The organism is Tsukamurella sp. PLM1, assembly GCF_023168325.1.
Classification (GTDB): Bacteria; Actinomycetota; Actinomycetes; order Mycobacteriales; family Mycobacteriaceae; genus Tsukamurella.
Genome location: NZ_AP025688.1, coordinates 4024904 through 4038910 on the forward strand (window position 1 = coordinate 4024904; position 14007 = coordinate 4038910).

Here is a 14007-nt window from a genome sequence, read left to right on the forward strand (position 1 = left end):
GTCAGCCGATCTTCGGAGTGACCCGGTCCAGGATCGCGGCGGTGTCAACGCCGTGCGGGAGGGTGCCGAAGACATCGCCGCGGTCGCCTGCGAGGCGGGTACGGGTGTAGGCGTCCGAGACGGCGGGATGCCCGAACCGCACGAGCAGCGAGCCCTGCAGCGCAGCCGCCATCTCGCCGACGAGCCGGCGAGCACCGAACTGCATCGCAGCCTGGTCGGTGAGGTCGAGTACGCCGAACGAGCCCTTGAGCTCCGCGACGGCCTCGTCGTAGACGGAATCGGCGCCGGTGGCGGCGTCGAGCTCCGCGAAGAAGGCCGCCACGGCCTGCGGCTCGCGGGCCATCGCGCGGAGCACGTCGAGAGCGGCCACGTTGCCGGAGCCCTCCCACACCGACAGCAGCGGCGCCTCGCGGTACAGGCGCGGCAGTCGCGAGTCCTCGATGTAACCGTTGCCGCCCAGGCATTCCAGGGCCTCGGCAGCGTGGATCGGGCCCCGCTTGCACACGTGGTACTTGGTGACGGCCAGCGCGATGCGGCGCAGGAGGGACGCGTCCTCGTCGCCGGCGACGGAGCGGTCGGTGAGACCCGCGAGCCACAGGCCCGCCGTGGTGGCGCCCTCGGCCTCGACGGCGAGGTCGGCCAGCACGTTGCGCATGAGCGGCTGGTCGATCAGGTCGGCGCCGAACGCCTTCCTATGCGCCGCGTGATGTGCGGCCTGCGCGAGCCCGGCCCGCATGCCCGTGGCCGTGCCGAGCACGCAGTCGAGGCGGGTCATGTTGACCATCTCGACGATGGTGCGGACGCCGCGGCCCTCCTCACCGACGAGCCAACCGACGGTCTCGTCGTACTCCACCTCGCTGCTCGCGTTGGAGTGGTTGCCCAGCTTGTCCTTGAGGCGCTGCAGGGCGAACACGTTGCGAGTCCCGTCGGGCAGGACGCGTGGGATGAAGAAGCAGGAGACGCCCGCTTCCGTCTGCGCGAGCGTGAGGAACAGGTCCGACATCGGCGCGGAGGTGAACCACTTGTGGCCCGTGATCCGGTACGTCCCATCGGATTGCGGGATCGCGCGGGTGGTGTTGGCCCGCACGTCGGAGCCGCCCTGCTTCTCCGTCATCGACATACCGGCGATGAGGCCGCGCTTGCCGAGCGGCGCGCGCAGGCCGAAGTCGTACTCCTTCGCGGTGAGCAACGGCTCGTACTGCGCGGCCAGTTCCGGGTTCGCGCGGAGCGCGGCACCACGGCGTAGGTCATCGAGATCGGGCAGCCGTGCCCGGCGTCGACATGGCCCCACACACTGAATTTCGCAGCGCGCACCAGGTGGGCGTTCGGGTCGGTCTCGGCCCACGGCGCGGCGTGCAGGCCGTGTTCGACGGAGACCGTCATGAGCCGGTGGTACGCGGGGTCGTAGACCACCTCGTCGATGCGGTGGCCGTACCGGTCGTGCGTTTTGAGGACGGGCGGGTGCGCCTCGGCGAGATCGCCCCAATCCAGCGCCTCGGCGGTGCCGCCGAGCGCACCGAGCGCGTGGATCGCGTCCAGTTGCGCCGCGTCGACGTGGGCGCGCCGCAGCGCCTCGTCGATCATCGGGGTCTCGGCGGTGTTGAAGCCGAGCAGCGGCGGCGCCTGGTTGGTCACTTGATGGGTGGGCACGCCTGCTCCTTCGGTCGACGGTGCGCGGCCCGCTCGGACCGGCACCATCCAGTGTTGCATATTTCAGACAACTGCACCAGATATGCAATGGAATCGGGTACGAGGGACGCCAATGCCGGCTCAGGGCACAGGGGGAATCGGCGCCGCGTGGGGGTCAGCCGAGCGCCCACCTCGGGCGCGGCGTCCGAGGTGGGAGCGAACGCCTCGGTCGCCTTTCGGTGCCGCGCGGGGGACGACCGCAGCGCGCGCCCCACCGCACACGCCGCCCGCCACCCGCCGGCCGGAACGAACAGGACCCGAGGACAGCCCGGAACACGGCACCGTCGCCCCGACATCACGGTCGCCCCCCGCCCAACACTTCCGAGCGCAGACGGGCGGGCGGGCGGGCGCGGTGTAGCGTCGACGCCGATGTCCACGCCCCTCGCCACGACGGTCTCGGCGCGCTCCGCCGTGCTGAGCCTGTTGCTGGGCGCGCACCCGCCGGAGCTGGAGGGGCGCGAGATCGTCGCGGCGATGCGACTGTTCGGGGTCTCCGAATCCACGACGCGGGCGGCGATGTCGCGCATGGTGTCCGCCGGCGACCTGGTGCGCGACGGAGGGCTCTACGCGCTGTCGGATCGTCTCGCACGGCGCCAGGCGCGCACGGACTCCCCCACAATGCTGCCCTGGGACGGGACGTGGGAGACCGCGATCGTCACGACCAGTGGGCGCAGCGCGGGCGATCGGGCCGACCTCCGCACCGAGATGACACGGCTCCGGCTCGCGGAGCTCCGTGAGGGCGTGTGGATGCGCCCCGCGAACCTCGACCGGGCCCTCCCGGCGTCGGTGCGGGAGGTGACCACGCGCTTCGCCGCCCGACCGGACCACGACCCCGTCGAACTCGCGGAAACCCTGTGGGACCTGCCCGCATGGTCCCGTCGGGGCCACGTACTGCTGGACGCCGTGCGGGACGCGGGAGAAGACGGGCGCGCGCGGTTCCTGACGATGGTCGCGCTGGTCCGGCACCTCTATCAGGACCCGCTGCTCCCCGACGAGCTGCGGCCGAAGGACTGGCCGTCGGCAGCGCTCACGCAGGCCTACGCGGATTTCCGCGCGTGGTTGGCCGACATGCGGATCGGCCGGGGCTGACCGACGCCGATCAGGCCAGCGACTCGGTGAGGCGGGTGATGCGCGCCTGCAGGCGCCGGAGCTGCAGCCCCTGGTCGTCGAGGCGACGGGCGATGGAGTTCACGGCGTCGCACGAGCCGGTCTCGTGCAGGCTACGCGCGTCGATCTGGAGGTCGTCGCCGGTGCGGCCGAGCGACGCGGCGATGATCGTGAGCTGGGCGGTGAGATCGTCGAGTTCGTTGCGAACACTGGCGAGCCCCATGATTGTCCCTCTCTGCACACCCCGGGCGGGGCGTTCACCTGCACAGTAGGTGGCAGCTGTGGCCGGTGTGACGAATTGCAGGTGACCGTTGCGTGTCCGTTACCCGACGATCAGTCGTCATCGCAAACCGGTCGTTCGTCCTGAAAAGCTCCGTGCCGCCCGGCACCGTCGGAGAACCGGGTGGCGCCGGCGACGGCACCGTCCGCTAGGGAGGCGAGCCCGTACCGGTACTCGATGCCGAGCGCCTCGTCCTCGGGTTCGGTCTCCGCGTCGAGCATCGAGAGCCGGTCGTTGCGCAGGCAGGTCTGCGGGAATCCGGCGAGCTGGAGGCCCAGTTCCACGGCGGCGTCCAGCGCCGTTCCGGGTTCGACGAGGCGGTTGACCAGGCCGATCCGCTCGGCCTCCGCGGCATCGACGGGCCGCCCGGTGAGGATCAGGTCCATCGCACGGCTCGCCCCGATGAGGCGGGGCAGCCGGACCGTGCCGCCGTCGATGAGCGGCACACCCCAGCGGCGACAGAAGACGCCGAGGACCGCGTCGGTGGCGGCGACGCGCAGGTCCGCCCAGATCGCGAGCTCGAGGCCGCCGGCCACGGCGTGTCCCTCGATCGCGGCGATCACGGGCTTGCTCAGCCGCATGCGCGAGATGCCCATCGGCGCATCGCCGTCGGGCTCCACGCGGTTCGGGGTGCCGGCGGCGACGGCCTTGAGATCGGCTCCGGCGCAGAAGGTTCCGCCCCGGCCGTGGAGCACGGCGACGGCGGCGTCCGGGTCGGCGTCGAAGGCACGGAACGCCTCGGCGAGGGCCTGGGCGGTGGCGCGGTCGACGGCGTTACGCACGGCGGGCCGGTCGATCTCGACGACGGTGACCGGTCCCTGCCCGCTGACGAGGACGCTCATGACGACGTGGGCCCGTGGACGGCGGCGCCGGTGGCGACCCCGGTGACGGTGCAGACGCCGAACCTGCCCTCGCGGTCGAACATGCTGGCCGAGGAGATGCTGATGCCGTCGACGATGACGAATTGGTCGGCCTCCAGGCCGATCTCGTCGCCGCGGGGCGGGCGGGCGATCGCCATGGAGACGTCGCCGTTGATGGTCTCGACCCCGCCGGTGCCCATGCCGGTCACCAGGTTCGTGCAGTCGGAGACCATCGCGGCGCGGGCGAAGGGGGTGGTCTCCTCGCCGTCGAGGACCCGCCAGCCGCGGGTCCACACCCGCTTGCGCTCGGCGGTGGCCCACAACTCCGGGGTGTCCGACGACACGTAGTCGCCGCCGCCCCCGGCCATCGCGAGGCGCGGGGCGCCGGACGGCGGCGGCGCTGGGACGTGCGGATCGGACCAGACGGCACCGTCGGGCTGCGGGGCCCGGTGATAGAACGTGACGGCCGCGCGGACGACGGTCCGCTCGTTCTGGATGATCTCCGCCTCGGCGACGCGGATGCGGCGGCCGGAGCGGACGAGGCGCGTGCGCACGTCGAGGTGGCCGGACGCGACCATGCGGAACATGTCGCAGTGCCAGCGGGTTCCGACGAGACCCTCGCCGAACTCGGTGTCGAGCACCTGCGCGAGCAGGCCCGCGATCGCCGGCCCCGACAGGGTGCCGGGCGCCCAGCGTCCCTCCGCGGCGGGCAGCGATTCGAAACCGCCGCCGCTGCGGGCGAACTGCGCGGGTACTTCCAGGGTGGTCATTGCATTGGGTTTACCAGGCCGCGCGGGGCGTCGCGCACCCGCATCCGCCGGAACGCCACCGCGGCGGCGGGCATGGGGTACTGATGGAGCATGGGCGATTCGCTGTTCGTGAAGATGTGGCCGCGGCTGGTGCGCAACGAGCCGCCGCTGCTCACCGAGCTGCGCCGGCGCAACCTGGCCGGCCTGTCGGGCCGCGTGCTTGAGGTGGGTGCGGGCACCGGCACCAACTTCGCGCTCTATCCGCCGGAGGTGACCTCGGTCGTCGCGCTGGAACCGGAGGACGCCCTGCGCGCCGAGGCGTCGGCGGTGGCAGACGCGCGCGTCGAGGTGCGCCCCGAGCGGCTCGGTGAGTACATCGCCGACGACCCCTTCGACGCCGTGGTGTTCAGCCTGGTGCTGTGCTCGCTGCCCGACCCCGAGGGCGCGATCCGGCAGGTCCGCGGGCTTCTCCGGCCCGACGGTGACCTCCGCTTCCTCGAGCACGTCGCCGCGCGGGGCGGCATGTTGGAGGGTCTGCAGAAGGTCGCCGACGCCACCGTCTGGCCGCGGCTGTTCGGGGGCTGTCACGCGCACCGCGACGCCGTCGGGCTGATCAGCGGCGCCGGCTTCGCCGTCACGACCGTCGAGGATCGGATGCTGGCGCCCGCGTGGGTGCCGTTCCCCACTTCCCCGCTGGTCCTGGGTCGCGCCCACGCATGACGATCGACGCTGCTGGAGCGCTGATCGTTGCCGAGATCGGTGCGTTCGCCGTCCTTCTCGCGGGGTTAGTCGCGGCCTGGTGAGACCTACGGCATCGCGCGTAGCAGCGTGCGGTTGTCCACTGCCGTTACCCATTCGATTGTGTCCGTGGTGGACAAACCCTCCAATCGAGCGCTGGTCGACGCGGTTGATCAGTTCTCGGCAGGGTGTCCATCGGCGGTTAGCGTTCGTCTCGCGGCGTCTTCAGCACTTCGGTGACGTCGACGTGGAACTGGTTGACCAGGTTCACCAGGCTCGACACGAAGCCGTTCTCCGTTGCCGCCCGCTTCGATCCCATCGACGCCTCGCCGGTGACCGTGAACTCTCGGATGTCTCGCCCGTCCGGCGGCGACAGCACATCCGCGTCGTCGCGCACCGAATCCAGTAACGCCGAGGTCGTTTCGGTTCGGCTCCCGAGGTGATGGGCGGTCAGCTTCAGGCGTGGTGGTGCGCCGTCGAGCTGCCGCACAAGCCAATTCACCTTGGTGCCGACCCTTCCCGCTCTGGGCGCATCGACAGTTTGCGAGCATGCGATGCGCAGGCGAACCAGGTTCGCGTTGACCACGATCGGGCCTGTTGCACCCACGACCTTGAGTGTTCCGAAGAGCTCACCGGAGTCCGCGAGTTGCTTGGCCCGACTCACGACATCCGCGGGATCACCCGGGCTGGACGCCGTGACCGACTGCCCCGTCAACGCGGTCAGTTGCAGGGCCACGTGGCACAACAACCGATCAAAGCGCGAGCAGATGTCTGCGGTCGCGGGATCCGACGACGACAGGGTTCCGTCCGAGATCCCGTTCCGGACCTTCACCCAATGACGGCCCATATCTCCGAAATGCCACATGCCCGATTGATGCTCAGACCCGTACTGGAGAAACTGCTCCATGATTCGGCGATGGGTACGTTCCAGGCCGTCGTTCGCAACCGAGAGCGCCGCTTCGGTGAGGATCTCCTCCCACGACAGATGCCTGACCGACACCGATTTCGGCGGTCGCGCAGGTAGTCGGATCGGCAACTCGCCCGCTTCTGCGACGAGGTCGCAGGTAATAGTGACAACTGCGTCGAACCCTTTCGAACGAGCGACTTGGATGTACCCTTCGACCTGTTCCGGGCTCAGCACGCCCTTCGCGGTCTTCACCTCGACGAGACCCACCCAGGTCTTCGCTCCACGGGTCACTCGAATCAGGCCGTCCGGGCGAAGATCTTTGCCGCCCAGAGTGAACGCAACCTCGGTGAAGGTCTCCACCCTGCCCCGCGGGGCACCGAGCCGCGCGACGATCCGCTTGCCGAATTCCGGCACCGTCGCCATGACGGACAGCAGCACCGATGTGGAGCGACCTTCCTGTTCCGCACTGCTCTTCATTCCCACCGTTGGAAACAGGCGGGCCGGCCGCCGGGCCGCATTCGGATCGGCAGGCAGCCCCGGGCACACTCGGTCCTTCCAGTCCCCGGGCAGCTTCGCCACGGGCTTCCTCCGCCTACTCAGCGCGACCTTCGATGCCGTATCGGGACCCTTCAGCACCGCACTGTCGCCGGCGGACTGCGCGGTCACGGGTTCACTCGAGTCCGGTGTGCGCTCGGTGACCACCTCTGCCGGATCGTCCACCTCGACGCCGTACTCGATCACCAGGGGCCGGAGCCCATCGCGGTATCCCTGGCCGACCGCTCGGATCTTCCACTCGGATTCCCGCCGATAGATCTCTCCGAAGATCACCGCCCGTTCATCGGTCAGGTCGGTGAGTTCGCTGATGACGAACCTGTCGCCGGAAGAATTCGGGGATACGCCGTTCACCCGCATGCGAACCGCTTCCGCTGCACCGAAGGTGACGTCGCCGGATTCCTCCAGGTCAATACTCGCGGCGATAACGATCCGATCCACCTCGTCGGGGAGGCGAGCGAGATCCACTTCGACCGTCGACTCGCCTCCGGGCGACTCTTCTCCCGTACTTTCGACCTTCAGTCGGACGGCCCCGTCAGCGCCGACGGGCTGGTTGTAGAAGACGAGATCGCGACTCGACCGGACTCTACCGTTCTCACCAAGGATCAGAACACTCGTGTCGGACACGATATTCGTCGAATGCGCTGGCAGATCAGCCGTGATCGCGATGGCGAGACGCATCGCGGCACCACCGAGAGCGGCTTCCACCGCGATGTTTTCACCTTTGGACAACATCACAGAGCTCACCATTGCGCCAATGTAGTCCTGCCTCGTCGCGCCGTCAGCGAGTCCTCACCAAATTGCACTGATCGAACGACACACCCTCTCTCCGCTGGGCGATCTCGCCCACTCGTCTGTACGAAGTGCACCCGCGACGCAGACGCAAGCAACAGATAAGCCATGAACGGCAGCACGTCACGTTCGGACACGAACGTCAGGCCGCATGACCGCAGGTGCACTGGCATTCGGTGAGGGTGCCGCCTGCGGCGGCGGTGTGGCTCCAGGCTGTGCTGCCGGGCACCAGGGCGGGGACGCGCTCGGCCGTTCCGTCCGCCGTACCCGACGGTGCCGTCGCCGCCGGCGCGCTGTCCGAGGCCGCCGGCACCGTCGACTCCAGCACCGACTTCGCGGGCACACGGCGCCACAGGGCTGGCGCGAGAACCGCTCCGGCAGCCGCGATTCCGGCGAGCACCGCCCACGCGGGCACGAGACCGAAACGATCGGCACCCCAACCCCCGATCGGGTAGGCGACCAACCAAGCCAGGTGCGAAAGCGAGAACTGGGCGGCGAAGACGGCGGCCACGTCGCTCGGTGCCGCAGCGGCGCGCAGCACCGTTCCGGTGGGGGTGATCGCCATGGCCGATCCGGCGCCGCTGGCGAACCACACCGCCGCGGTCAGCGCCCACGACGGGGTGGCGGCGGCGGCCATCGCGACGGCGCCGACGGCTGCGGCGGTGAGCACCGCTGCGCCCGTGAGCATCACGACCCGTGCGGGGAATCGGTCCAACAGTCGCGGGACCGCCAGCGCCACGAGCAGGGTGCCGCCGCCGGATGCGGCCAGCATCCACGCGACCTGGGATTCATTGCCACCCAGTCGATCGCGAACGTAGTTCACGGTGTTGACCACTACGATCGAGCCCGCGGCGGCCACCGCGAAGTTCACTGCGAAGACGCCCCGCAGGCTCGGGGTGCGGGCGAAGAGGCGGACGCCGGAGAGTATCCGGTCGGCGGGGCCACCCGACGGTGCCGTGCGCGCGTCGGGCACCGTCGCCCGGAGAACGAGGAGAGCGGAGGCTACGAAACCGACTGCGGTGCCGACGAACAGGACGTCGAACTCGATGACGAGGAGCGCCACCGCCGCGACCACCGGGCTGACGAGGCTCTCCATCGTGTACGCGACTTGGGACGCGGACAGTGCCGTGGTGTACTCGCGCTCGTCGGTGATGATGTCCGGGATCACGGCCTGGAACGTGGGCGTGAACGCCGCCGACGCGGCCTGCAGCGTGCCGATGAGCACGTAGATCTGCCAGACCTCGGTGACGAAGGGCAGGGCGAGGACGATGCCCGCCCGCACGACGTCGAGGGCCACCAGGAACGCCCGCCGCGGAAGCCGGTCGACATAGGCCGCGGCCAGCGGCGCGATGACGACGTACAGCACCATCTTGATCGTCAGCGCGGTGCCGAGCACGACGGCGGCCGAGGAGCCCGCGACCTTGTAGGCGAGCAGGCCGAGCGCGACGGTGGTCAGGCCCGTGCCGAGCAGCGCGACGATCTGCGCGCTGAACAGCAGCCGGAAGTCGCGGTGCGCGAACGGTCCCACGTCGGACTCCTTGCGGAAGATACGAACTGGTCAGTGGTGGTGCGCGTGAGCGGCGTGGTGACCGGTGTGCGAATCGGGCTGCGGCGCACCGTCGGCCATGAAGGTGAAGTCGGCGGTGCGGACCGTGCCCCCGTGCTGGAAGTCGAGGAACAACCGGTACGTGCCCGCCGACGGGGCCACAGCGTGGAACCGGATGTCGGGGCCCGCGGGGTCGCAGGGTCCGACGGGTCCCCTTCGGGGTGGACGTGCAGGAAGGCGAGATCGCCTGCGCGCAGCGCGACGAGGTGGCCGTACGCGGCGAGGTAGGGCTCGAGGTCGGTGACCGGCACGCCGCCGCGCGTGACGGTCGCGCGCAACTCGGCGCCCTGACCGGGGACGAGCGCGCCGTCGAGCGTGACGACGTAGTCGTCGACCTGCGAGACCGCGCGCGGCGCGAGCAAGTCGACGGGGCGGTACTCGCCGGGAACGGCGACGTCGGCGCCGAGCACGATGCCGGAGCCGAGCGCGGACGGGACGACGTCGGCGAAGAAGCGCCACACGCCCGGCGTGAGATCCAGCTCGACCGACCACGTGCCGACGGGATCCATGACGGGATGCACGTGCTGGAAGCCGCTGGTGTCGCGCTGCACGGCGATGAAGTGCAGCCGCTTGTCGTGCTGCTCGTCGAAATCGGTGACGGGCGCGCCGTCGGGGCCGAGGATCGCGAACTCGACGCGGGTGCGGCCGGCGTCGAGGATCGTGAGCGACGGGGTGATGCGGTAACCCCGCTCCGCGGTCTGCAGCCCCTGCGGGAACGGTGCGGCGGTGGGTGCGCTGTGGTCCATGACGTGCTCCTTCGGTTCGACACGTCATTGATACCCATAGGGGGTATATTCCGCAACCGCTGCAGTCCGGAGCCGAGCACCTGCGGTTGAACCTGATCAATACACCTCCGTCCGGTTCGCCGAGGGACTGGCCGGCGCGGGCACTACGAGTTCGATTGGCAGCGTGGGTGATTCGTATCACGATGCGCTCGCTGAGACGATCAACGGGCTCTACAAGACCGAGCTGATCAAACCCCGCAAACCGTGGAAGAGCGTCGAACAGGTCGAATACGGCACCGCCGAATGGGTCGACTGGTTCAACCACCGCCGGCCCTACGAGTACTGCGGTGACATCCCACCCGCGGAGTTGGAGGCCGCGTACTACGCTGCGAGGACACCCAACCATCAGGTGCCGGTGACTGATCGAGTCAGTCTCCGGACACACCGGGGCGGTTCAGACTGCCAACGCCTGGTGGCCGACCCAAGTCGTGGATCGGCCACCGTGCCGCCGTAGTGCGATACGGTCAGCCGGCGTCAGCCGGCCAGCCGGTTGCGGAACTGCAGGGCAACCAGGGTGCACACGGCACCGGCCATGACGAAGTACGCCGGCGTCAGAATCGATCCCGTGAGTGACGTCATTTCGGTGATGATCAGCGGTCCGGTTCCGCCGAACACGACGGCGGCGATATTCCATCCCAGCCCGAGACTCGTGTACCGGCTGTGGACGCTGAACAATTCCGGAATCGCCGCCAGACCCGATGCGAAGCCCATCGCGGAGACGATTCCCATGACGACCATGGCAATGATTCCAGCAGACACATTTCCGCTATCGAGTACATTCATCGCTGGATAGGAGAGCAGCAGAAGCAGGACCGTTGAAATGAGGATCAGCCTAGGTGCACCGATCCGATCGGACAGTTTTCCGAAGAACGGGAGCGCCACGCAGAAGGTCACCACCGCGGTCGTGTTGATCACGGTGGCATCGCTCTTCGCGAAATCCATCGCCGTGGACAAGTACGACGGGAGAAAGATCAGGAAGATGTACGTCGCCGCGGTCATCGCCGAGAGCACACCGGCGGCGTACAGAACTCTGGGCATGTCCCTGCCCATCTGTTGGGAGGCGTTCCGCGCTCGACGCGCCGAGCCCTCACTCGCCGCCGCAGCCGCTAGGAACTCCGGCGTCTCGGTGAGTTGCGTACGCACGTAGACACCGACCAACCCGAGGGGCAGCGCCAGCAGGAACGGAATCCGCCACAGCCAGCCATTGACAACCTCGGGACTCGCGGTGTTGGTCACGAGGAGGGCGCCGAAAGATCCGGCCAGCAGGCCCCCGCCGACGGCGACGCCGAGCCAACTGAGGTCGTAACCTCGCCGCCCCTTGGGGGCGTACTCGGCAACATACGTCGCCGCGCCGCCGAACTCGCCTCCGACAGCGATCCCCTGCAACAGGCGCGCAAGGATGAGAACGATCGGTGCAGCGACCCCGATCTGCGCCTGCGTCGGCAGGAGACCGATCGCGGTGGTCGCCCCGATGAGAGCAGTATCACCGCCGCGAGCACCTTCTGCCGCCCGATACGATCGCCGATCGGGCCGAACACGAGTGCACCGACCGGCCTGACGATGTAACTGGTCGCGTACGCGCTCCACGTCAACAAGAGCGAGACGACGGGATCGGCCGCCGGAAAGAACAGCGCCGCCAGGGTGGGCGCGAAGAAGGCGTACACGACGAAGTCGTAGTACTCGACGAACGTCCCGATCGCAGCGGCGATTGTCGGTTTTCGCGTATTGAGTGAACTGTTCGCGCCGGTGGGGTCGGCGATGGATTGAGACATGGCTCCCTCGGATTGCTTCGAAGAACTGGCCGTACATGAGCAGAACGCTCGACGCTCGGGGACGGTCCGGTGAATCGCCGGTGGGGCCGAGCGCACCGAAAGACTAAACCGTGATCCACATCACCGTCAACAGTGATGACGAAGTTTCAACGAGAGTGTTGACAGCCTCGGTATGAGCTCCTGCAAGAGCTTGCTAACGTTCGCATCACGTACCGCGGAAGGAGTCCTCGTGTCCGATGAGTCGCAGCGGGGCACCGCACCGCGTGGTCGCCCGCGCGATCCGGCGATCGACGAAGCCATCCTCGACGCGACGGTCAAGGCCCTCGCCGCCCACGGGGTGGCCGGCACATCGATGGAGCGTGTCGCATCCGACGCGGGGGTATCGAAGGTCACCGTCTACGCGCGCTACCGCACCAAGAACCGGCTCATCGGCGCCGCCCTCGAGCATCTGCAACTCGGCGACGTTCCGCCGGTGTCGGGCGATCTCGAACGCGACCTGGCGCGCCTGCTCGCCGCCATGCGTCGTCAGTACGCGTCGGTCGGCGGGATGAGCATCGTCGGCACATGCCTTGCCGCCGACGGCAGGGACGCCGGCTTCCTCGACGTGGTGCGCGACAGCACCCTCAGGCCGCGGCGCGCCACGTTCGTTCAGGTGCTCTCGGCGGCCGTCCGCGATGGAACACTCACCGCCGGAGCCGACCTCGAGCTCGCGACCTCGATGATGATCGGCGCGTTCTACGCCGACTACCTGGCCGGCACGCCCATGGACGACGAATGGGATCGGCGAGTGGCGCGCGCGGCCCTGCGGGGGATCACGGGAGAGTGAGTCCGCCTCCGGCCAGTTAAGTCGGTGTCGAACTATTGACATCTGCGTCACATACGCGCATCCTGTGTGGGGTAAATCTCTTTACTGGACCGTTCAGTAAATGCCGAACCGCCGGAGGATCCGATGGACGTTCCCCACCCCCGTACAGCCACCGAGGTGACGTACGACCACCTCGACCAGACTCTGACCCGCGATGAAGTGTGGTCGTCGTACGCCGAGATGCGCGACGCCTGCCCGGTCGCGCACAACTCCCGCTACGGGGTCATCTCCACGTGACGCGATACGACGACGTCAAGGAGACCGCGAATCGCGCGGACGTCTTCAGCTCGGCCGACGGGGCGTTCATCCCGCCCAGCGGCCTGCCGCGGATGGCGCCGATCGACTACGACGGCGACGAGCACCACTTCTGGCGGGCCCTGATGCAGACACCGGTGAGCCCGCCCGCCGTGCGGGCTCTGCACGACGACATCGTGGCGATCGTCGACCGGCACATCGACGCGTTCGCCGCCAACGGTTCCGCGAACCTCGCAAAGGAGCTCGCCGAACCGGTCCCCGCGCACGTGGTCGGCATGGTCGCCGGACTCGACGTGGCGGACTGCGGCACCCTCCGCGAGGAGGCGATCAAGACGTTCCAGTCGATCGGTACACCTGACTTCGCGGACAACAAGAACAGTTTCGACGCCTTCGTCAACGATCAGATCGCTCGGCGGCGCGCCGAACCGCGGGACGACTTCCTCACGGACCTGGCGATCGGCAGGATCGGGACCGGCACCTCGACGACGACGAGATCATCGGCGTCGTCACCACACTCCTCATCGGAGGTCACCACTCCACCGCTGCCTCGATGGGCAATCTCATCCACCACGTCCTCAGCGTCCCCGGGCTGCGGGAGGTCGTCGACCACGGCGGGCCCCGGCTCTCCGCCCTGATCGAGGAGAGCCTCCGCGTCACGACGCCGCTGCACATCTTCGCGCGGACCGCGACGGCCGACACCGCCATCGCCGGAGTCGAGGTTCCCGAATCGACCCGCCTGTTCCTCAACTACGCCTCGGCGAACCACGATCCGCGACGGTTCGACGACCCCGAGGAGTTCAAGCTGGACCGCAAGCCGAATCCGCACCTGGCCTTCGGGTTCGGCCCGCACCTGTGCCTGGGCCGCCACCTGGCGCGGCACGAGCTGAAGGTGATGATCGAACGCCTCTTCGAGCGGCTTCCGGATCTGCGGCTGGCCGGCGAAGTCACCTACTCGACCCTCCAGGGCGGAAAACTCCTCGAGATCGTCGACCTCCCCGTCGAGTTCACGCCCATCCCCGCGTAGCCCGGCCCCGCGCCGACCCACCTCCG

At 68.8% G+C, this 14007-nt stretch carries 13 protein-coding genes and 3 pseudogenes; 7 read left to right on the forward strand and 9 right to left on the reverse strand.

Annotated features, from left to right (window positions below):
• Position 1: 1 nt before the first annotated feature.
• Positions 2-1698: pseudogene (locus MTP03_RS20655) on the reverse strand (acyl-CoA dehydrogenase family protein).
• A gap of 360 nt (positions 1699-2058) precedes the next feature.
• On the opposite strand from MTP03_RS20655, the gene MTP03_RS20660 reads away from it, so the two are divergent.
• Positions 2059-2778: a PaaX family transcriptional regulator C-terminal domain-containing protein gene (locus MTP03_RS20660; protein WP_248489762.1), complete on the forward strand. Its 720-nt coding sequence runs from the start codon at positions 2059-2061 to the stop codon at positions 2776-2778.
• A gap of 10 nt (positions 2779-2788) precedes the next feature.
• On the opposite strand, the gene MTP03_RS20665 is transcribed toward MTP03_RS20660, so the two are convergent.
• The 3 genes from MTP03_RS20665 to MTP03_RS20675 form a co-directional block, all read right to left on the reverse strand.
• Positions 2789-3019, reverse strand: coding sequence for a hypothetical protein (locus tag MTP03_RS20665; protein WP_248489763.1), 231 nt, complete (start codon positions 3017-3019; stop codon positions 2789-2791).
• 110 nt (positions 3020-3129) lie between these two features.
• A complete protein-coding gene (locus MTP03_RS20670) occupies positions 3130-3918 on the reverse strand; it encodes a crotonase/enoyl-CoA hydratase family protein (RefSeq protein WP_248489764.1) in 789 nt (262 codons plus the stop codon).
• Positions 3915-4706, reverse strand: a complete 792-nt coding sequence (locus MTP03_RS20675) for an acyl-CoA thioesterase domain-containing protein (protein ID WP_248489765.1) — start codon at positions 4704-4706, stop codon at positions 3915-3917. The genes MTP03_RS20670 and MTP03_RS20675 overlap by 4 nt, the downstream gene beginning before the upstream one ends.
• A gap of 90 nt (positions 4707-4796) precedes the next feature.
• Here MTP03_RS20675 and MTP03_RS20680 point away from each other — a divergent pair, with 90 nt between their 5' ends.
• Positions 4797-5405, forward strand: a complete 609-nt coding sequence (locus tag MTP03_RS20680; protein WP_248489766.1) for a class I SAM-dependent methyltransferase — start codon at positions 4797-4799, stop codon at positions 5403-5405.
• 220 nt (positions 5406-5625) lie between these two features.
• Here MTP03_RS20680 and MTP03_RS20685 read toward each other — a convergent pair whose 3' ends face one another.
• The 3 genes from MTP03_RS20685 to MTP03_RS20695 form a co-directional block, all read right to left on the reverse strand.
• Entirely contained in the window at positions 5626-7632 is a 2007-nt protein-coding gene (locus MTP03_RS20685; RefSeq protein WP_248489767.1) for a TerD family protein, read from the reverse strand.
• 184 nt (positions 7633-7816) lie between these two features.
• Positions 7817-9202: an MFS transporter gene (locus MTP03_RS20690; protein ID WP_248489768.1), complete on the reverse strand. Its 1386-nt coding sequence runs from the start codon at positions 9200-9202 to the stop codon at positions 7817-7819.
• The gene (locus tag MTP03_RS20695) at positions 9127-10026 is read right to left on the reverse strand and encodes a hypothetical protein (RefSeq protein ID WP_248489769.1); all 900 of its coding nucleotides are present in this window, start codon (positions 10024-10026) and stop codon (positions 9127-9129) included. The genes MTP03_RS20690 and MTP03_RS20695 overlap by 76 nt, the downstream gene beginning before the upstream one ends.
• 97 nt (positions 10027-10123) lie before the next feature.
• Between MTP03_RS20695 and MTP03_RS20700 the strand changes: the two are divergent.
• Positions 10124-10519, forward strand: a pseudogene (locus MTP03_RS20700) (integrase core domain-containing protein); the annotation flags it as partial.
• A gap of 20 nt (positions 10520-10539) precedes the next feature.
• On the opposite strand, the gene MTP03_RS20705 reads toward MTP03_RS20700, so the two are convergent.
• Together MTP03_RS20705 and MTP03_RS24090 are read right to left on the reverse strand one after the other, a co-directional pair.
• Positions 10540-11652, reverse strand: coding sequence for an MFS transporter (locus tag MTP03_RS20705; RefSeq protein ID WP_248489770.1), 1113 nt, complete (start codon positions 11650-11652; stop codon positions 10540-10542).
• Positions 11598-11837 (reverse strand): annotated as a pseudogene (locus tag MTP03_RS24090) (MFS transporter); the annotation flags it as partial. The gene MTP03_RS20705 and the pseudogene MTP03_RS24090, both read right to left, overlap by 55 nt.
• Before the next feature lie 172 nt (positions 11838-12009).
• On the opposite strand from MTP03_RS24090, the gene MTP03_RS20710 reads away from it, so the two are divergent.
• The 4 genes from MTP03_RS20710 (at position 12010) to MTP03_RS20725 (ending at position 13981) form a co-directional block, all read left to right on the forward strand.
• Positions 12010-12663 (forward strand): TetR/AcrR family transcriptional regulator, encoded by a 654-nt coding sequence (locus MTP03_RS20710; protein ID WP_248489771.1) that lies wholly within the window; start codon positions 12010-12012, stop codon positions 12661-12663.
• Between the two features lie 123 nt (positions 12664-12786).
• Positions 12787-12939 carry a hypothetical protein gene (locus MTP03_RS20715; protein ID WP_248489772.1) on the forward strand — a complete coding sequence of 51 codons (153 nt, stop codon included), beginning with the start codon at positions 12787-12789 and terminating at the stop codon, positions 12937-12939.
• Positions 12936-13592, forward strand: coding sequence for a cytochrome P450 (locus MTP03_RS20720; RefSeq protein WP_248489773.1), 657 nt, complete (start codon positions 12936-12938; stop codon positions 13590-13592). Before MTP03_RS20715 ends, MTP03_RS20720 begins: the two co-directional genes overlap by 4 nt.
• Complete coding sequence (locus tag MTP03_RS20725; RefSeq protein ID WP_248489774.1) at positions 13508-13981, forward strand: cytochrome P450; 474 nt, start codon at positions 13508-13510, stop codon at positions 13979-13981. The genes MTP03_RS20720 and MTP03_RS20725 overlap by 85 nt, the downstream gene beginning before the upstream one ends.
• Positions 13982-14007: the final 26 nt, after the last annotated feature.

What these genes read in the sequence shown, in the direction of transcription:
- MTP03_RS20685 (WP_248489767.1), bottom strand. Translation starts at nt 7,632, where the DNA reads ATGGTGAGCTCTGTGATGTTGTCCAAAGGTGAAAACATCGCGGTGGAA.
- MTP03_RS20710 (WP_248489771.1), top strand. Translation starts at nt 12,010, where the DNA reads ATGAGCTCCTGCAAGAGCTTGCTAACGTTCGCATCACGTACCGCGGAA.
- MTP03_RS20665 (WP_248489763.1), bottom strand. Translation starts at nt 3,019, where the DNA reads ATGGGGCTCGCCAGTGTTCGCAACGAACTCGACGATCTCACCGCCCAG.
- MTP03_RS20680 (WP_248489766.1), top strand. Translation starts at nt 4,797, where the DNA reads ATGGGCGATTCGCTGTTCGTGAAGATGTGGCCGCGGCTGGTGCGCAAC.
- MTP03_RS20695 (WP_248489769.1), bottom strand. Translation starts at nt 10,026, where the DNA reads ATGGACCACAGCGCACCCACCGCCGCACCGTTCCCGCAGGGGCTGCAG.
- MTP03_RS20725 (WP_248489774.1), top strand. Translation starts at nt 13,508, where the DNA reads ATGGGCAATCTCATCCACCACGTCCTCAGCGTCCCCGGGCTGCGGGAG.
- MTP03_RS20660 (WP_248489762.1), top strand. Translation starts at nt 2,059, where the DNA reads ATGTCCACGCCCCTCGCCACGACGGTCTCGGCGCGCTCCGCCGTGCTG.
- MTP03_RS20715 (WP_248489772.1), top strand. Translation starts at nt 12,787, where the DNA reads ATGGACGTTCCCCACCCCCGTACAGCCACCGAGGTGACGTACGACCAC.
- MTP03_RS20675 (WP_248489765.1), bottom strand. Translation starts at nt 4,706, where the DNA reads ATGACCACCCTGGAAGTACCCGCGCAGTTCGCCCGCAGCGGCGGCGGT.
- MTP03_RS20670 (WP_248489764.1), bottom strand. Translation starts at nt 3,918, where the DNA reads ATGAGCGTCCTCGTCAGCGGGCAGGGACCGGTCACCGTCGTCGAGATC.